The organism is Nitrospira marina (assembly GCF_059568365.1).
Map to the genome: position 1 here is coordinate 3,454,633 of NZ_JCANTH010000001.1, position 18,352 is coordinate 3,472,984.

Annotated in this window: 16 protein-coding genes; 9 read left to right on the top strand and 7 right to left on the bottom strand. The window is 50.0% G+C overall.

Translation table 11 applies throughout. The features are described from left to right. Nucleotides 1-8 precede the first annotated feature (8 nt). The 7 genes from nuoF to secA all read right to left on the bottom strand — a co-directional run bounded on the left by nuoF (nucleotide 9) and on the right by secA (nucleotide 9,023). The gene (gene nuoF / locus LX98_RS14745; protein WP_496429624.1) at nucleotides 9-1,316 is read right to left on the bottom strand and encodes an NADH-quinone oxidoreductase subunit NuoF; all 1,308 of its coding nucleotides are present in this window, start codon (nucleotides 1,314-1,316) and stop codon (nucleotides 9-11) included. 81 nt (nucleotides 1,317-1,397) lie between these two features. Further along, on the bottom strand, nucleotides 1,398-1,922 hold the full coding sequence (locus LX98_RS14750) for an NADH-quinone oxidoreductase subunit NuoE (protein ID WP_496430615.1): 525 nt from the start codon (nucleotides 1,920-1,922) through the stop codon (nucleotides 1,398-1,400). Between the two features lie 86 nt (nucleotides 1,923-2,008). Beyond that, nucleotides 2,009-3,760, bottom strand: coding sequence for an NADH dehydrogenase (quinone) subunit D (gene nuoD / locus LX98_RS14755; protein ID WP_496429625.1), 1,752 nt, complete (start codon nucleotides 3,758-3,760; stop codon nucleotides 2,009-2,011). A gap of 59 nt (nucleotides 3,761-3,819) precedes the next feature. After that, nucleotides 3,820-4,299, bottom strand: coding sequence for an NADH-quinone oxidoreductase subunit B (locus LX98_RS14760; RefSeq protein WP_312646695.1), 480 nt, complete (start codon nucleotides 4,297-4,299; stop codon nucleotides 3,820-3,822). A gap of 119 nt (nucleotides 4,300-4,418) precedes the next feature. Further along, nucleotides 4,419-4,790 carry an NADH-quinone oxidoreductase subunit A gene (locus LX98_RS14765; RefSeq protein ID WP_496429626.1) on the bottom strand — a complete coding sequence of 124 codons (372 nt, stop codon included), beginning with the start codon at nucleotides 4,788-4,790 and terminating at the stop codon, nucleotides 4,419-4,421. Nucleotides 4,791-4,863: 73 nt separating this feature from the next. Then, on the bottom strand, nucleotides 4,864-6,012 hold the full coding sequence (locus LX98_RS14770; RefSeq protein WP_496429627.1) for an SAM-dependent methyltransferase: 1,149 nt from the start codon (nucleotides 6,010-6,012) through the stop codon (nucleotides 4,864-4,866). A 290-nt stretch (nucleotides 6,013-6,302) separates the two neighbouring features. Then, complete coding sequence (gene secA / locus LX98_RS14775) at nucleotides 6,303-9,023, bottom strand: preprotein translocase subunit SecA (RefSeq protein WP_496429628.1); 2,721 nt, start codon at nucleotides 9,021-9,023, stop codon at nucleotides 6,303-6,305. A gap of 285 nt (nucleotides 9,024-9,308) precedes the next feature. On the opposite strand from secA, the gene LX98_RS14780 reads away from it, so the two are divergent. The 9 genes from LX98_RS14780 to LX98_RS14820 all read left to right on the top strand — a co-directional run bounded on the left by LX98_RS14780 (nucleotide 9,309) and on the right by LX98_RS14820 (nucleotide 17,993). Next, nucleotides 9,309-9,602: a hypothetical protein gene (locus tag LX98_RS14780; protein ID WP_496429629.1), complete on the top strand. Its 294-nt coding sequence runs from the start codon at nucleotides 9,309-9,311 to the stop codon at nucleotides 9,600-9,602. A 278-nt stretch (nucleotides 9,603-9,880) separates the two neighbouring features. Further along, nucleotides 9,881-10,468, top strand: coding sequence for a TonB family protein (locus tag LX98_RS14785; protein ID WP_496429630.1), 588 nt, complete (start codon nucleotides 9,881-9,883; stop codon nucleotides 10,466-10,468). A gap of 37 nt (nucleotides 10,469-10,505) precedes the next feature. Beyond that, nucleotides 10,506-11,558 (top strand): tetratricopeptide repeat protein, encoded by a 1,053-nt coding sequence (locus tag LX98_RS14790; protein ID WP_496429631.1) that lies wholly within the window; start codon nucleotides 10,506-10,508, stop codon nucleotides 11,556-11,558. After that, nucleotides 11,555-12,460 (top strand): TonB family protein, encoded by a 906-nt coding sequence (locus tag LX98_RS14795; protein ID WP_496429632.1) that lies wholly within the window; start codon nucleotides 11,555-11,557, stop codon nucleotides 12,458-12,460. Before LX98_RS14790 ends, LX98_RS14795 begins: the two co-directional genes overlap by 4 nt. Before the next feature lie 27 nt (nucleotides 12,461-12,487). Next, the gene (locus tag LX98_RS14800; RefSeq protein ID WP_496429633.1) at nucleotides 12,488-13,075 is read left to right on the top strand and encodes a MotA/TolQ/ExbB proton channel family protein; all 588 of its coding nucleotides are present in this window, start codon (nucleotides 12,488-12,490) and stop codon (nucleotides 13,073-13,075) included. 92 nt (nucleotides 13,076-13,167) lie between these two features. Continuing rightward, a complete protein-coding gene (locus tag LX98_RS14805) occupies nucleotides 13,168-14,664 on the top strand; it encodes an amidohydrolase family protein (RefSeq protein ID WP_496429634.1) in 1,497 nt (498 codons plus the stop codon). Between the two features lie 60 nt (nucleotides 14,665-14,724). Then, on the top strand, nucleotides 14,725-15,069 hold the full coding sequence (locus tag LX98_RS14810) for a hypothetical protein (protein WP_496429635.1): 345 nt from the start codon (nucleotides 14,725-14,727) through the stop codon (nucleotides 15,067-15,069). Between the two features lie 111 nt (nucleotides 15,070-15,180). Then, nucleotides 15,181-17,403, top strand: coding sequence for a TonB-dependent receptor domain-containing protein (locus LX98_RS14815; RefSeq protein WP_496429636.1), 2,223 nt, complete (start codon nucleotides 15,181-15,183; stop codon nucleotides 17,401-17,403). A 179-nt stretch (nucleotides 17,404-17,582) separates the two neighbouring features. Then, a complete protein-coding gene (locus LX98_RS14820; RefSeq protein WP_496429637.1) occupies nucleotides 17,583-17,993 on the top strand; it encodes a biopolymer transporter ExbD in 411 nt (136 codons plus the stop codon). Nucleotides 17,994-18,352 lie beyond the last annotated feature (359 nt).

Sequence of the window (18,352 nt, forward strand, 5' to 3'; positions counted from 1 at the left end):
GGTTACACTCAATTCGTGAAAACTGGAATTTCCTTGTTGCGAGGCATCGTCTCTTGAGCCTCACGAATAAGGGCCTCATATTCCCCACGCCAATGATGCAGCGTGCTCACAATGGGAGATACGGCCGCATCACCAAACGCACAGACCGTCCGGCCAGGGATATTTCCGCAGAGTTCATCAAGGACTTCAATATCTTCAGGGCGCCCTCGTTTGTTCCAGATCCGCTGAAGGGTTTGAACCAGCCAGGAAGTCCCTTCCCGGCAGGGTGTACATTTTCCACACGATTCATGGTAGAAAAACTCCATCAATCGCAGAGCAGCCCAAACCATATTCGTGCCTTCTTCCATCACCGTGACACCACCTGATCCCAGCATAGACCCCGCTAAAGCCACTGACTCAAAATCCATTTTCACATCTAAATGATCAGGCGTCAGAAATGGAGCCGATGCTCCCCCAGGGATAAAAGCCTTGAGGGGCTTATCCGATCGCATACCCCCGCCCAAATCATAAATTAATTCACGGAAGGTGATGCCCATGGGCGTCTCATAATTACCAGGCCGCTTCACATGTCCGCTTAAACAAAACACCCGCGTTCCGCAACTTTTCGGCGGAGAGCCAATCGAGGCAAACCACTCTCCCCCTCGATTGATAATATGAGGAATATTCGCCATCGTCTCGACGTTATTCACCACAGTGGGGTTTTGATACAATCCATGCGTCGCAGGAAACGGGGGCTTAAAGCGAGGCATGCCCCGTTTGCCCTCTAACGATTCGAGAAGTGCCGTTTCTTCCCCACAAATATAAGCTCCGGCACCAAGATGGACATAGATATTGATCGTCAGCCCGCTCCCGAGAATGTTGTCGCCCAGATACCCGGCCGCATAAGCCTCCTGAAGAGCCTGCTCCAGAATCTTCGCGCCGAGACGAAACTCTCCCCGAATATAAATGTAAGCCGTTTGTGCGCCAATGGCGAAACAGGTAATGGCCATCCCTTCCAGCATTTGATGGGGATCACGTTCCATAAGTTGCCGGTCTTTAAATGTTCCCGGTTCGCTTTCGTCCGCGTTACAGCACAAATATTTAGGACCAGGATGATTCTTCGGAATGAATCCCCATTTTACGCCGGTGGGGAACCCGGCTCCCCCACGACCGCGAAGACCTGACTTTTTTACCACCTCAATCACCTGATCGGGCTGCATATCCTTGAGAACTGTCCGGAGAGCTCGGTACCCACCGGTCCCTTCATAGTCGGCCAGCGAACCGGTGTATCCCGGTTGTTCCATATTCTTCAATAAGATTTTTTCGTAGGTGGCCATAAAGACACTGTTTCGTGCACGGGCAGTTATTGATAACCCATGAATTGCTTATCCAAGACTATTCCCTGCAAAAGACTTCTGTTATTTAGCAAGGGGCTGAGGATACATGAAGGGTCCTGTTTTAAGCGAACAGGTTCCGTCTCGTTTCAAATCGTCCAGGACACGTCCGACCTTTTCTTCGGATAATTGCTCATAATAGTCATCATTCACTTGCATCATGGGACCTGTACCACAGGATCCAAGGCATTCCACCACGCTGAGGGTAAAGAGGTTATCTGACGTTGTCTGACCCTGTGCAATGCCCAGTTTTTTCTGGATCCATACCACCACATCATCAGAGCCGACTAACGCACACATAAGCGATTTGCAAACTTGAAGATGAAACTTCCCGATCGGCTTGAGATTGAACATGGTATAAAACGTGACGGTCTCAAACACTTGTGCCGGAGTTAAACCCAAAATTTTGGCAATCTCCTGCATGGCCGATTCACTCACAAATCCCTCTTCCCGCTGCGCCAAGTTCAGTAACGGCAATAACGCCGATCGCTTGACGGGATAGCGGGACAGAATATCATCGACTTCGTTTTTGAATCGCTCAAATAGCATAAAACACTCGTGAGTTGAGGCTAGCATTCAACGTCCAATGGCCATGGTGTCCGTACGCTCTTACCTTTATCACACCATTCTCCATGTTATCGATCGCATTCCCCCATCACAATATCGTACGTTCCGAAAATCGTGACGATATCCGAAATCAAATATCCACGGGCCATATGATCAAAGGCGCCCATATGAATAAAGGAAGGAGATCGGATTTTCAACCGATAGGGACGCGAACTTCCGTCACTAATGATAAAAAATCCCAATTCACCTTTTGGCACCTCCGTCGCACAATACGTTTCGGCCTTCGGTGGCTTAAACCCTTGCGTAAAGATAATGAAATGATGAATCAGGCTTTGCATATCTCTCATCACCTCTGGCTTGGGAGGTGGAATAGCTTGAGCATCGACCGCCATGATCGGCCCCTCAGGCATTTGATTGAGGCATTGTTCAATGATGCGGGCGCTTTGCCACATTTCTTCCATTCTGATCCAATACCGGTCGTAGGTATCCCCGTCTTTTCCAAGGGGCACTTCCCAATCCACTCGATCATACACGCCATACGGCTCCAACTTCCGAATATCGTAGGACACTCCGGACCCACGCAGAACCGGCCCTGTGCACCCGAAATTGATGGCATCCTCCGCAGAAAGGAGAGCCACGCCTTTTGTGCGGGCGACCCAAATCCTATTTTTTTGCAAGAGCGTGTCGTATTCCCGGATATGTTCAGGAAACGTTTTCAAAAAACCCCGGAGAGACGTAATAATTTCCGGCGTGAGATCCGCATCCACGCCTCCAATACGGTAATAATTCAATGTCAGACGAGCGCCACACAATTTCTCAAACATATCCAACAAGATTTCACGTTCCCGGAAGGTCCAGAAGAACACGGTCATCGCCCCAATATCCAGGGCTTGTGTGCCCAACCAGAATAAATGACCAATGATACGTTGCATTTCGGCAACGATGGTCCGCACATATTCCGCCCGTTCCGGAACGGTCATATCTATCAGTTTTTCTACGGCCCGCACATACGCATAGTTATTGGTCATGGCACAGACATAATCCAAGCGATCGGTATGCGGAACCATTTGCATATACGTCAGGCCTTCAGCCAGCTTTTCCACTCCCCGGTGCAAATATCCAAGATCAGGCGTGGCCTTGCTGACCCGCTCACCATCCAACTCCAACACGACTCGAAGCACACCATGCGTACTGGGATGTTGTGGACCCATATTGAGAAGCATTTCCGTTGTGCGTTTGGTGTCACCGGGATGATCATCCGCCATGAATTGATGGCGTTGATCATCGGACACCTCGGATTCCGACCATTCGCCGATCGGTTCATCCAATCTGGGAAGAAAATCGAAGCGGCTCCTCCACCCTTTCCCTTCGGCCGGAAAATCTTTTCGTAACGGATACCCTTCATCATAATCATCAGGCATCAAAATTCGACGAAGGTCGGGATGCCCGGTAAAGCGGATGCCCATCAAGTCGTACACTTCACGTTCCAGGAAATTGGCCCCTTTCCAGATCCCACTGATTGAGGCGATCTCCGGATGATCCTCTGTCACGCGCGCTTTGATTCGGATACGGGTTGCATGGGGAAGCGAGAGAAAGTGATAAATGACTTCAAATCGTTCGAGGGCATCAGGATAATCCGCCGAACAGATATCGGTAATATGATCCAACGCCATCGCGGGATCGTCGTGGAGAAATTGCGCAATTTCCAGCCAATGATCGGCTTGCACTTGTGCCCACAAATCCAAACGCACGGGATCCTGCTGCGCCGTCAGCACAGCCTGAGGAAATCGGTTGACCAGAGATTCGAGAAAAGCATGCATAAATAGGATGTGTTGCTGAATCGTGAAATATCGAAAGACCGTCTACACAACTTCCAGAGCTATTTCACGAAGTATTTTTCTTTCTGAATTTTTTCTTGGAGTTTAATAAGACCATCCATGAGTGCCTCAGGTCTTGGGGGACAACCTGCGATATAGACATCCACAGGGACAATTTGATCCACACCCTGAACCACACTGTAACTATTGTAATGATTTCCGGATGTCGCGCAGGATCCCATGGAGATCACATATCTGGGCTCCGCCATTTGATCATAAATTCGACGGATCACCGGTGCCATTTTCCGACAAACCGTCCCAGCCACAATCATCAAATCGGACTGGCGTGGTGAAGCACGAAACACCCCGGCTCCAAAACGATCGATGTCATACTTGGAAGACACCGAGGCAATCATTTCAATCGCACAACAGGCTAACCCGAAGGTCATCGGCCAAAGGGCTGACTTCCGACACCAGGCAATACAATAGTCCAGGTTAGTCGTAATGATATTCGGTTCAAGCTGTCGTTCAAGCATGCCCATATAAATTATCCTGCGTACCTCAATGTTCTGTATGTGGCTCGTTGGCTACCCCCGAACTATGGGGGTGCCATTGTACTGGGTGAACCGCGGTTATTTCCAGGCGTAAAGACCTATTTTTCTTAATCCCAATCTAACGCACCTTTTTTCCAGGCATACCAGAATCCCACAATGAGAATGGCCAGAAACACTCCCATTTCAACAAGGCCAAGAAGGCCAAGCTTCTTAAACACCACCGCCCAAGGAAATAAGAACACGACCTCAATATCAAAAATGACAAAGAGCATGGCAATGATGTAGTAACGCATCGGAAACTGCACCCTGGCGTCCATAAACAACGGAGCGCCGCTTTCGTATGGAAGCAGTTTCGCCCGGTAAGGCCGGCTTGGACGGACAATCCACCCCACAACAAAGGATCCGACTCCAAAGAGTATCCCAAGAACCATAAAGATGATGATGGGGAGATAATTAAAAGGAACCGGTTCACTACCCATAGATTACTCTCATTCCAAAATGAGTCATACTCACTACCCTAATTCCGCTTACCATCTTTCCTTTCCGCTTTCTTCAATTCGAGAACACCACGTCATCAAAAAAAGCCGGATAACGCAACCCTTGAAGGGCGAAAGCCTCCATCCCTTTTCGCTGAACCAGAACCTTAAACGTTGTCCCCATACCATGCGGACGTAATAAATGCGCTAACGCCCTTACATCATCAGACTCCTGATCTTGGTCTCGCACCAATTCTTCGACTCCTAATCCGATCAGCCAATTGGCCATAGTCGTCAATCCGACGAGGTCCAACCCATTGGTCATCCCGACGCTTGCCAAGGCGGAAAAGTTGACGTGAGCCGTCATATCCTGCTCTCCAACCCTTACATACGGATCGGTCGAAATAGCATGGCGATGATAACACAAGAAGGTCCCGTCCTTTCGGTCGGACCGATAATAATCCCGATGCGTATGACCATAGTCGACGGTCATGACGATACCGCGGTGTAAAAGGCGAGCCACTTGCTTCATCCAACGCTCAGCGGCAAGATGGAGTTCGGAGGTTTGCCCTTCACTCAAAGCTACCTTATGGGTCTCGATGTATTCGATCAATTCCGGAGACAGACGATGATCCAGACATTCAACAAAACGCCCGCTTTTGTAGGCCACACGTATTTCATGAAGGCGTTGGTCAGCCATTCGGACCCGGTGGACAGGTAACGCATCAACTAATTCGTTGGAAAAGACAACTCCGGTTATGGAATCCGAGTCAACCTCCTCTATGGCAGACTTCCAACTCAGGTGACTTTCCCCCCACTTCCTCCCCAAGGTGCTAAGCCTGGCTGCCTGACGCGATTGGAGATGGGAACTCCGCTCGATGATTTGATAAGAGAGGCGGTAAAAGAAATCAGAAGCGATCGTTCGGCATTCTTGAATGAAATCGAAGGCAAAGGTTCCGTTCCCTGCACCAATCTCCATAAAAGTAAACTGAGGGGGATGGCCTAACTGGTCATCGATAGCCAAAATCTGGCGAACCAATGTTTTGGCCATAATGGGGGAGAGTTCGGGTGCAGTAAAAAAATCACCATCCCATCCGATTCGGTCTGAGGAGGAAAGGTCAGGTTCAACCATTTTAGTCATATAATATCCATGTGGAACATCGTAGAGGGCCAATTCCATGAAACGCGCAAAACTCATGGGCCCATGGAGGCCAATTTCAGACAAAATCTTCTCCATAAGGTCTGGTTTACTCTGTATTTTCTGTGGTTCGGATGGCACGAATGGACTATGGTCACTCCTTCAATATGCCTACTGAGAATCGGTTACGATAACGGCCTACCTTCAGCCAAGTCAAGCGATTTCGTACTTTTTAAGGCAATAAACAACAATAAATTCAATATGTTATGGATACGATCCTGGTCAGGAGAGAAAGGAAGAGTAGTGGTAAACAGTAAGGGAGTGCCGTCACAACAAGACCGGCATCAAGGAGCAGAGCAAGGAGGGCCTTTCAGGTGTTAGGTTCCATGGCATTTCTTGTATTTTTTCCCGCTCCCACATGGGCAGGGATCGTTCCGCCCGACTTTCTCTTCGGCACGTTGAACGGTGCGTTGTTGAGGAGTGGCGGCGGATTCACCGCCGCGGTTCAAATTTAATTGCGCCGGGCGGGGCGTTTCACGCTCAGGCTCAGGTCGTTCCCCGCGGACCAATTGAAATTTAAAGAGCCGTTCTAAGGTGTCATTTTTAATCCGTTCCATCATACCTGCGAACATGTCATAGCCTTCACGCTTATATTCGGCGAGGGGATCCTTTTGCCCATACCCGCGCAGGCCGATTCCATCCTTCAATTGGTCCATTCCCCACAAGTGATCTTTCCAATGATGGTCAATCATTTGAAGCAGAATCGTGCGCTCCACATAATGCACTAAATCCTCGGTAGCGCCATGCTCATGAATTAAGGATTGGACTTTGTTTCGATAGGCCTGCTTTAATTTTTCTGGAACTTCTTCCTTCAGCGCGTCTCGACCGACGTCTTTGATCTCATCCGCTTGAATCACATCCACGCCGAATTGTCCCTGCACCGATTCGACCAATCCCGCAATATCCCATTCCTCGGCATATTGCTCCTCAGGACAATAGGTATCGACGAGGCGCTCGCCCACTTCCTCGATCATACCGAAAACGTCTTCTGTCACATCGGTGGCATGTAACACATTCCGTCGATGTTTATAGATAACCTCCCGCTGCTTACTCATTACATCATCATATTCAAGAAGGTGTTTGCGAATTTCAAAGTTATGGCCTTCGACTTTCTTTTGCGCGTTTTCAATGGATTTGGTGACCATCCTGTGCTCAATGGGCACCCCCTCCTCCATGCCGAGCTTGAGCATGAGGTTTGAGACCCGTTCAGACGCAAAGATACGAAGCAAGTCATCTTCCAAGGACAGGAAAAAGCGTGAGGACCCAGGATCTCCCTGCCGACCCGCCCGGCCTCTCAACTGATTGTCGATCCGACGGCTCTCATGACGCTCGGTCCCGACGATATGTAACCCTCCAGCAGCCAACACTTCCTTTTTATTCTGATCACAAGCGGCTTTAATCGTGGCGTAGGCTTTTTGTTGCTCCTCTTCCGTCAGATCTTCCCCCCGATAAATAACCTGTTGTTTGAAAAGCGCTTCAGCATTGCCTCCCAATAAAATATCGGTGCCTCGGCCGGCCATGTTGGTCGCGATAGTCACCGCACCCTTTTGCCCCGCCTGGGCAATGATTTCGGCTTCTTTTTCATGGAATTTGGCATTCAAGACATGATGCTTCACGCCCCGATGCTTCAATAAGGCCGCAAGACGCTCGGATTTTTCAATGGAAATCGTGCCAATCAGAACCGGTTGGCCCTTCTCATGATACTCTTTGATCTCGTCGGCAATGGCTTCGAATTTTTCCTTTTCCGTCCGGTAGACCACATCCGGATTATCAATTCGAATCATGGTGCTATTGGTGGGCACCACATTCACTTCGAGGTTGTAAATTTTCGCGAATTCCGCGGCTTCAGTGTCAGCTGTCCCGGTCATGCCCGCCAGCTTATTGTACATACGAAAATAATTCTGGAAGGTCACGGATGCCAGAGTCTGGTTTTCGTTAGCAATTTTTACACCTTCTTTGGCCTCCACCGCCTGATGAAGCCCATCACTCCAGCGCCGTCCCGGCATTAATCGACCGGTAAACTCATCCACAATCATCACTTCGCCATCTTTCACCACGTATTCGACATCCCGGTGATAGAGCACATGGGCCTGGAGAGCCTTAATGACGTGATGCACCAAACTCAGGTGTTTCAAGTCATAGAGATTATCGACACCCAAAAGTTTTTCAACATGCGCATTGCCTTCCTCGGTCAACGACACCGTTTTTGTTTTCTCTTCAACCGTATAATCCTCTTCCCGTTTGAGGTGAGGAATTATTCGATCCACTTGGAAATAGAGGTCTGTGCTTTGTTCGGCGGGACCGGAAATAATCAGCGGCGTTCGAGCTTCGTCGATGAGAATACTGTCAACTTCGTCAACAATGGCAAAGTTTAACTCCCGTTGAACGCCTTGACTCAAATCCGTGACCACAAGATTATCCCTTAGATAATCAAAGCCAAATTCATTATTGGTCCCGTAGGTAATATCGGCCCCGTAGGCCTCACGTCGAGAGCACGGTCGAAGAAATTGCAACCGTTTATCGGGCGCATCATAGGTCGGATCGAATAAAAACGAGGCGTCATGTTGAATGGTGCCGACTGATAGGCCTAAGCCATGGTAAAGCGGTCCCATCCACTGGGCATCCCGCTTGGCCAGATAATCGTTGACGGTAACCAGATGAACCCCTTTTCCCTCCAAGGCATTCAAATAGACGGGAAGGGTCGCGACGAGAGTTTTTCCTTCGCCCGTGCGCATTTCAGCAATGCGGCCCTGATGCAAAACCATACCCCCTAACAACTGGACATCAAAGTGGCGCATGCCAAGCCGGCGCTTGGACATCTCCCGGCACACGGCAAACGCCTCCGGGAGCAAATCGTCTAAGGTCTCTCCGGCTTCCAGTCTTTTTTTAAAAATTGAAGTCTTTGCCGCCAATCCCGCGTCATCAAGAGGTTGCAACGAACCTTCAATTTCATTGGCTCGAACCACCTGTGGCTTGAGCCGCTTCAGCTCTCGATCATTTTTGCTTCCAAACAGGATATTTAATAGACGAACAAACATATCGACCTTACACCTCGGATACAGAAATAGGGTTGGAGAAACTCACGATGGATAGGGATGAAGGACTAGATACACCTTTCCAAACCGTACAGTTGTCTTAGTATACCGAATTGCCGGTGGGAATCAACTCAGGAGAAAGGGATTTATGGCGGCAACCGCTCATCATGTGACAAACGCCGACACGATGCGGCGGCCAGCCATTTGCTTGACAGAATCTTTGGTATTTCCCTAGCATAAGTTTCCATTATTAGCCAGGGTTTCAGTCGTTTCTGATCTGTTGATACCATGACCTATCGAAAAAGTCTCACCATAGTTTTTATTCTGATGCTCTTCCTCATCATGGGGAGCATGCATCGGACCTACGCTTCGCATATTACGGACCATACCCATCATCACACACCAACAACCCACAGTACTGGAGTCTGCTCCTGGATGTGCGCTGCGGCACAAACCATTTCCGGAGACAACCTGGATATTTCCCCCAGTTTTCAACTCCTTACCATCATTGAATGGCCTTTTCCCTCAGTCCCTTCTCTCGTTTCCACGCATTTTCTTACAACCAGAGCTCCACCCCGGTAAAATCAGATTAAGTTTGTCTCCTAAACCGTTTTCACCAAAGCCAGTGGAGTTGGAGAACGGTTCCCCAGAGCGCGATCAGAGAAGGTGGCTACGTATATCTTCCTGATCAGGAGAGACCGAACGAGAGGGAAACTTCTTAAGGGGAGAGTGATTTTTTACCGGCAAAAACGCTGGCCGGGTTTTTTCTCGATATGCCGATACCCGAAACAATAAAAAGATAAACGGTGGATATAAGGCAACACGACCAGTCGTCAAGTTACTTAAGAGGAAGAGGTCTAATGGTACGTCGGCACAATATGATGTTCTATATTTTTTTATTTCTCTGGTGCACGCTGACCACCAACCCAATTTCTTTGGCAGGAAACCCACCTGAAAGCTCAGAACCTATTGAAACACTGGAGGTCATTGAAGTGACTGGAACAACGGTGACAAAAACCAGTATAACCTATTCATTTCCGTTGCCCTCTTTCAACCACTCAGGGACCTCCACGACCTTTCACCACCTTGCTGTTCCCGATCTCCATTTCGTCGACCTGCCACAGCAGCCCATGCCCCGTGTTCTCCTGGACCATATCGGAACAACACGCGGGCGAAAGACAAGTGTCAAACCCCTGAAAACCGAACGTCCTCTCTATCCGAGAATGGCCAGAGAGCAAGGCTGGCAGGGGAAGGTGGTGTTACGAACGCAGATAACCGCCGATGGCATAGTCAAGAATGCCACAGTGCAAGAAAGTTCGGGATTTTCTCTCCTGGATGAGAGTGCCGTGCAATCGGTAAAAAGCTGGTTATTTGAACCAGCAAAAAATGGAGAATTCGCAGTTGCGTCCACTGTGGATTTACCCATTCGATTTGATTTGCTTCAATAAACCTGTGGAATATTGCCACTATTAATAAGGTCAGCCCATGATACCTCTTTTCCCAAATCTCAGACTCATCGCGGTTTTTCTCCTTCTCACCCATTTCGGTCTGGGCAGCCCCTCAAGTCAGGCTGGAGAAGCCCATGATCTTCTGGCTCAGGCCTTTTCGTCCTATGAACACCAACAATGGACTGCGGCCATTGCCCCCTTAGAGCGCGCGCTGACCTTGTACCCGGGATATGCTGAAGCGCACCATCTGTTGGGATTAATCCTCAATAATCTTGATCAGCCTGCTAAGGCCATCATGGAGTTGCAACGGGCGGTGGAGGCCTATCCCCAATTTGCTCAAGCCTATGTGGATCTCGGTTCTATTTACCAGCAACAGGCCCAATTCCCAAAAGCCGAACAATCATTCAATCTTGCCTTAAAGGCCTATCCCAAGTTTGCGGAGGCCCGCATCGCGTTGGCAGCCTTCTATGATCAACAACAACAAGCGCAGCAAGCCATCAAGGCCCATCAGGCCGTCTTGGAACTCGAGCCACAGCGCGTCGATTCCTTATACGGCATCGCGTTTTGGCTGGCCCAGGAACAAAAGCCTGATGAAGCCCAACATTACGTCGACCAGCTCGTCTCCCTCCATCCCACGTATGTCAATGGATGGTTAATGGCCGGATCACTCGCTCAACAATCTGATCACGTGGACAACGCCATTCAGGCCTACCAACATGCCGTCAAATTAAACCATGATTTAGTCAGCGCCTATTTCAACCTAGGCATCCTTTACCAGCAAAAGGAAGCCTTCAAGGAAGCGGCGCAAGCGTTTGAACAAGTCACGAAACTCGATCCCAACAATTCGGAGGCACACGTCAATCTGGGAGTCGTCTATGCAGCCTTATCAAAAATTGATCAAGCAGAGAAGGAATATCAAACAGCCTTGTCCTTGAATGATCAGTTGGCCGAAGCCCACTATAATCTTGGCATGTTGTATGAGTTTCATCGCAATACTCCCCAAAAAGCTCTCAAACACTACGAAGAATTCTTGAAGCTTGGGGGACAGGACGAACGAATTCAAACATTATTACAACGGAGCAAATCGTGAACTCCACGATTGAAGATTCCTCTTCTGATGTGAACAATCGGGTTTTTCTCCTGAGCGCTCTGGGCAGCGCCATTTTTCATGCCGCCATTCTTGCAGCCCTGGCCTATATGCCAAGTCCTCCCGCATTGAATGACCCCTCGCCGACGGTTCAGGTGACTTTGGTCCCGGCTCTCCAAGAGATCAGTCCCACCCCACAACCGATCACGAAACCCCTCACGCCAACCACACCACATTTTGCAAAACCAATTGCAAAACCAACGCCACCGCCCCCCCGGACCGAACCTACACCGTCCATGCCGGCGCCACCGATGCAGGCATCGATCAAACAGACCCCATCCAAACCTCTGACTCCTCCGGCGCCACCGATGCAGGCACAGCCGATGCTCAAAGACACGCGAACGGAGCAGGCCATAAAGAGTCGTCAAATGATGAAAATGGCAGTGCCTTCTCAACACCAGCAAAGGCCTCCGCTTTCAACAGCGCCGCCACAGCAGGAACAACCCACTGCCAGAACTCCCTTACCAATGAACAATCGCGAACCAAGAGCCCTACACACACTGCCGCCTCCGCCAAGCCCGGCGGCTCGTCCGGCATTAAAAACTCCGCCACCAATGGCGGGCGGATCCTCAACTTCCAAGCCGAAAATCGTGGCCTCATCCAAGCCATTGTATCCCCGTGTGGCGCGGGAGTCTGGTTGGGAGGGCACGGTAATTGTCCGAACATTGATTACCGCCGATGGCGCTCCGAGCCAGGTGGAAATTCGAAAGAGCTGCGGTCATGAAGCCTTAGATTTGGCTGCCCGAGAAGCCATTAAAAACTGGAAATTTCTGCCAGCGAAAGACGGGAACATTCCCATCGCTAAATGGGTCGACATCCCGATTAAATTTGACCTGAATAGTTAAGCCACGCAAGAAGAAGGGAAACGAGGCATGATTCAAATACTAATGGGTGGCGGATGGATGATGATCCCCATCTTAGGCTGCTCATTGTTAGCTCTGACCATCAGTATCGAACGGGGATTCCAATTCCGATCGCTGCGCTTTAGCCGCTTGGCGGACCGGATGATAAAACTGGTCGAACAGGGAAAATGGACCGATGCGCTGGCCTTGGCTGAACAGCGTCAGAGCCCCACACTCCGCGTGCTTGCGGCAGGGATATTCCATCGAGACCAACAGCCTGACAAAGCCATGGAAGCTACGGGAATCGCCGAGATCTCTCGGTTAAAGCGCGGGTTATCCGTCCTCGATACGGTCATCACGTTGGGGCCCTTACTGGGACTGCTAGGGACAATCATTGGAATGATCGATTCATTCGGCATCATGTCCAAAACAGGACTCGGCAATCCCCACGCGGTCACAGGGGGGGTGGCCGAAGCACTCATTTGCACCGCCGCAGGAATCGGGGTTGCCGTCATTACGCTCATTCCTTACAACTTTTTTCTTTCCCTGGTCGAACGGGAAACCGAGCGTATTGAACTATATGCCACAAAACTCCAGTCATTCCTGGGACGCTCCTAACTCTCATATTCAGAATACGGGCGGTCATAAAAATTCCAGGACAACAACGCTAAAGGATCCTGGTCGGCCACCGGAAGGTTCACTCAATTACCATGCCTGAAACCAATCGGAGCGCAATCGTTGAGGCTAAAAGACAATGGGGTCTGAGCAAGCAGGCGACGCATGCCATGTTGTACATGACCAGCCTGTTCCTCATTGTTGGATTAGGATTGTTGGGATGCAACGCGACCACCCATCCGCCACAAATCCCACCCTTCGAATCAGTACACGATGGGAATACGGCCCAGACCTATGCCTTTATCAATGGCCAATGGTTTGATGGGCAAGGCTTCACTCAGGATACCTGGTATGCCGTGCAGGGCTCACTCACCCGCTTCCAACCCGAGTCAGTTGAACAGACCATCGATCTGAAGGGCGGTTTTGTGGTGCCGCCGTTTGGTGAAGCCCACACCCACAATGTCGAAGGAGCCTGGAACATCGACCAGGTCATCAGTCATTATGTGCGGGATGGTATTTTTTATGTGAAAAATCCAAATAACATTTCTGAATTGGTGGAACAAATCCGAGGTAAACTCAACACACCAACGACCATTGATGTCGTCTTTGCTCATGCCGGCCTCACCGGGCCTAACGGTCATCCCATCGATCTTTATGAAAACACACTTCGCACCCATCGATATGAACCGGTCATTGGTAAACGGGAAAAGGTTTGGTTCAACGGTCGGGCCTACTTCCCTATCTCTTCATTGAAAAATTTCGAGAAACAGTGGCCGACGATCATGGCCACCAAGCCGGATTTCCTAAAGCTGTATCTTGGCGACTCGGAACATTTTAAAAACGGCACCCGCTCCACCATTCATGGGTTTCGGAACGGTCTGGATCCGCAGCTCATCGAGCCGATTGTCGCGCATGCGCATCAGGAAGGGTTACGAGTTTCTGCACACATTGAAACAGCCGCCGACTTTCGGACAGCTATCCAGGGGCAGGTCGATGAGATTGCCCATCTCCCAGGATGGTATCTCCCTTCACCCGCTCAACAATCAGCCGTGGAGTTAACCCAAGAGGATGCCCAACTAGCGTCCGCACACGGGACCGTGATTGTCACGACGACCGTCGCCGAGCATTTTCATCCGGCGGGACACCATCAGTCTGATTCGGAAGCACATCCCCACTCCCCTGCGAATACCGTTGACCACAAAGGACAATCAACCGTAAATATCCGTGAGGTTGCTCGTGCAATTCAGAAGGATAATCTCAGTTTACTGCAGCAAGCCGGGGTCACCATTGCCATCGGAAGTGACCATGCGGAAACGGCTTTATCTGAAGCGCTGCACCTTCATCAAATGGGGATATTTGACAACCTGACCTTACTGAAAATGTGGAGTGAGACCACTCCTCAGACGATTTTTCCTTCCAGGAAGATTGGGCGATTAGAGGAGGGATATGAAGCCAGCTTTCTTGTCTTACAGGGCAATCCGCTTGAGGACTTTAAACAGGTTCGAAACATTATCTTTCGTCTCAAGCAAGGCTTCCCTCTTTCATGGAGCGAAACGCAGAATGCAGATGCCACAGGCAAACATGGGCATTAACCTTCGACTCGTTCTGAGAAAACCAGATTTTTTCAAGGCACAAGACCTACAAGCTTCAACATGACTATCAAGCCATCAAGCCTTCCCTTAATGCCGCGCCCCATTAAACTCCTTTCAATCATCTTCGCGGTGGTGTATCTCGCCCTGGTGAGCGTAGCCACGTATTGCGTGGCATCTCATAAGATCCAACATTCTCCAATCAGTCATCATTCCAAAAGCACCAGTTCCCATTCCTCGTTCTGCTCATGGGCCTGTCAGGTCAGTTCGAAGGCGAACTCGACCGACACGACCCACCAGGCATTACTTACCCTCACCCTATTCATTGTCGGAGTCGTCTACCTCTTTTTCAGAATCCCGACGCAGGCCACTCTGAGCCCGACTCTCGCTCGGGGCCCTCCAGTTTAACCAAAGTCCCGCGTTTCACAACCAATCCATAATTTTTTTCATCAGGGCTAGGCCTTTGTTTGCTCTGATCACGATCCATTTTCATAGGTTCCGGAAAGGATTTATGCACCGATGAACAACCACAAATGTGTGATATTTCCTAATGTAATCATCAGCGTGATGATGTTTACGTTGACGGAGTTTTTTCTGATCCAACCTCCATTCAGCAGGGCTGACGAGCAAATTGAAACACTGCCGACACTCACCGTGGAAGGGCAACGTATCGAGAACATCGATGCGGTCAAGGAAGAACTGGCTCGTCGACCTTCCAGTACCATCCTGATCCCGGAAAAAGAAATCAAAGAATCCCGTGCGTTTAATTTAACCGACGTCCTTCAATTTGCCCCGGGTGTGCGATTCCAATCCCGGTTCGGGGCCGACGAGGGCCAATTCCAAATCCGCGGAACTTCCCTCAGAAACAACTTTCATCATCGTGGAATCAACATTCTCATCAACGGGATCTATTTTGGCGATGCGGACGGATTCTCCGATTTCGAATCCATCGACTTGATGGCCTATGAGCGTATCGAGGTGTACAAAGGATCCAACGCCCTCCGGTATGGAGCCAATACCCTGGGAGGAGCCATCAATTTTGTGCCCCGGACAGGCTACAACGCCTCGCTCTTCCAGACGCGTGGAATGGCTGGAAGTTTCGGCCTCTATTCCGGACAAGTCTCCAGCGGGCAGGTGACCAAACCATTTAAGGTTGGCACCATGGACACCACAGCCGATTACTATATCAGCGCGTCGGGCAATCATCAGGACGGCTTCCAGGATCACAGCCAACAAGCACGCGGGCGGTTAAATGCCAACTTCGGATTTCAGATCGGTGATCACCAGGAAGTGCGCGCCTATATCCTGGGAGCCGAAGTGTCAGAAGCACTCCCCGGGTCAATCACTCAAGAGCAATTGGATTCCGATCGAAGACAGGCAAACACCCTGGGGGGAATCAGTCCGTTCTCCTGCGGTCCAAACGAGCCGTGCAAATGGGGGCGGTACTATAGTTATATCCGAGTCGGGGCCGCCTATCGCAACGAATTCGCCGCCCACCAGTTTTTTGAGATTATCCCCTATTATTCCTACCAGTACGTGGATCATCCTATTTTTCAAACGATCGTCCAAGACAACTATAATGTGGGAGGGGAAATTCGATACGTCAATTCACATCCGATTTTCGGACATGAAAACAAGTTCCTCATCGGCAATCAGCCACGATACGGGGACACGAATCAACGGCGTTTTGTCAACAATTTAGGCAAACGCGGAATTCAGACCCAAAATCTTACGTTGGAGACGACCAATCTCAGCACCTACCTGGAAGACCAATTCAATGTAACCGATAATTTTCTTGTTATTGCAGGCGGACGCTGGGAATACAGCATCCGGCAGGGCAGAAACCAACTTTTCAGTCCCTTTACGGGAGATTTAAGTACCAGCGATACCGGCGTACGTCATTTCAATGCTCTTATCCCAAAGATGGGGCTCGTGTACCAAACCACCCCGACCTCGCAAATTTACGGAAACGTCAGCCGTGGGTACGAACCCCCCATCAATGTCGAATTGACCTCATCGATCAACCCCGACGGCTCCGTCCCCACCAGCCCCTTCATCAACCTGGATGCGCAACGGGCCTGGCAGTTTGAAATCGGTACACGAGGCAGCACGGCGGATAACCGCTATACCTGGGACCTCACCTTCTATAACCTGGAAATGCAAAAGGAAATTCTGACATTTAATGTCAATAACCAACCGACCTATCAAAATGCCAAAGGGACGCGACACACAGGCATTGAAGCAGGAGGCAGCATGGTGGTGGCCAACGGACTGCTGGCTCAGGGTCCGAACAACCAAAGCGACACTATCACCGTTCGAACCGCCTATACGTGGTCGTTATTTAAATTTACAGATGACGTGTACGGCGGAGGAGAAAATGGAACTCAAAGATTCTTGGTGGCCAAGGACGGCAATCGGGTTCCCGGCGCGCCCGAGCACCAACTTGCCGGGGAATTACGCTATGACCATCCGGCGGGATTTTTTATCGCGCCGAATTTTGAATGGATCATCGCTGGATATTACGTGGACAGCTTAAACACGGCTAAGAACTCGGCTTATTTCATCGTCAATTTGAAGGCAGGTTATAATTACAGTAAGAACCTGTCCATTTTCGCAGAGGGACGAAACCTGTCCGATCAAACCTATGCGGGTGCTGTCGTCGTCAATGACAGTCTGGGCCGGTATTTCAACCCAGGTCAGGGGATCAGCGGGTTTGGAGGGATCGAATGGAAATTTAATTAAACGATTCATTCTAGACACCATCGTGCAGGTATATGGAATATTGAGGTTGTCACACCTAGTTCGTTATTCTAGGTGTGACGCTCAATAGGCCAAGAACTTAAGTATGACGATTTTTTTGGAATGCAATTTACCCTATTTGATAACCTGTTTATCACAACGACCGAGGCAATGAGATTTTCATGAGACTATCTACCGCCACACAGAAGAAAGCCCGCATCGAAATCATTCCGATGATCGACACGATGTTCTTTCTCTTGGTGTTCTTTATGATCGCGACATTGTCCATGACCATTCAACATGGGATGCCGGTCAATTTACCGACGGCCGACTCGGCAACGGATAAGGTTCCCGATCAAATCTCCCTCACACTGACCCATGAAGGAACGCTGTATTACAATAAGGACCGTATTGAACTCTCGGATCTGGAAATCCGGCTGACCAGCCTTCGGCAAACCGACTCGGACCCCTCGGTCGTCATTAACGCCGATGAACAGGTCCCCCATGGTCAGGTCATTAAGGTCATGGATATTATTCGATTGGCCGGCATTCCAAACATGGCAATTGCCACAAAACCCAATTCGGAACCCTAAACGCCCGGATCCCATGAAGCACCCCTCATCATTCCCATTCACCAATCTATACTCTCGATTGGCACCTGGCCTGATCGTGCTATTGATTGGATTACACGTCGTGCTCCTGGGTGCGGGGGCCTTCTGTGCGTCAAGGTCCCTTGATCCCAATCCCACCCATCATTCCCACCCGGCCGAATCCCTCTCTCTTCTTTGCTCGTGGGCCTGTCATGTCGCCCAAATCGCATCAGGTGCCGGTTCGATTCCTCAATGGTCGGCGCTGGTTCTTCCCCTCCTGCTCTGGGCTCTGAAACCCGCATTCACCTTTCCTCGAAGCTTCCCCGTGCACACTTTCTCTCCTCGCGGCCCGCCCGCTCGTT

Coding starts and splice junctions, on each gene's coding strand:
- nuoF (WP_496429624.1), bottom strand. CDS start 1,316: ATGGCCACCTACGAAAAAATCTTATTGAAGAATATGGAACAACCGGGA.
- LX98_RS14750 (WP_496430615.1), bottom strand. CDS start 1,922: ATGCTATTTGAGCGATTCAAAAACGAAGTCGATGATATTCTGTCCCGC.
- nuoD (WP_496429625.1), bottom strand. CDS start 3,760: ATGCATGCTTTTCTCGAATCTCTGGTCAACCGATTTCCTCAGGCTGTG.
- LX98_RS14760 (WP_312646695.1), bottom strand. CDS start 4,299: ATGGGCATGCTTGAACGACAGCTTGAACCGAATATCATTACGACTAAC.
- LX98_RS14765 (WP_496429626.1), bottom strand. CDS start 4,790: ATGGGTAGTGAACCGGTTCCTTTTAATTATCTCCCCATCATCATCTTT.
- secA (WP_496429628.1), bottom strand. CDS start 9,023: ATGTTTGTTCGTCTATTAAATATCCTGTTTGGAAGCAAAAATGATCGA.
- LX98_RS14780 (WP_496429629.1), top strand. CDS start 9,309: ATGACCTATCGAAAAAGTCTCACCATAGTTTTTATTCTGATGCTCTTC.
- LX98_RS14785 (WP_496429630.1), top strand. CDS start 9,881: ATGGTACGTCGGCACAATATGATGTTCTATATTTTTTTATTTCTCTGG.
- LX98_RS14790 (WP_496429631.1), top strand. CDS start 10,506: ATGATACCTCTTTTCCCAAATCTCAGACTCATCGCGGTTTTTCTCCTT.
- LX98_RS14800 (WP_496429633.1), top strand. CDS start 12,488: ATGATTCAAATACTAATGGGTGGCGGATGGATGATGATCCCCATCTTA.
- LX98_RS14805 (WP_496429634.1), top strand. CDS start 13,168: ATGCCTGAAACCAATCGGAGCGCAATCGTTGAGGCTAAAAGACAATGG.
- LX98_RS14810 (WP_496429635.1), top strand. CDS start 14,725: ATGACTATCAAGCCATCAAGCCTTCCCTTAATGCCGCGCCCCATTAAA.
- LX98_RS14815 (WP_496429636.1), top strand. CDS start 15,181: ATGAACAACCACAAATGTGTGATATTTCCTAATGTAATCATCAGCGTG.
- LX98_RS14820 (WP_496429637.1), top strand. CDS start 17,583: ATGAGACTATCTACCGCCACACAGAAGAAAGCCCGCATCGAAATCATT.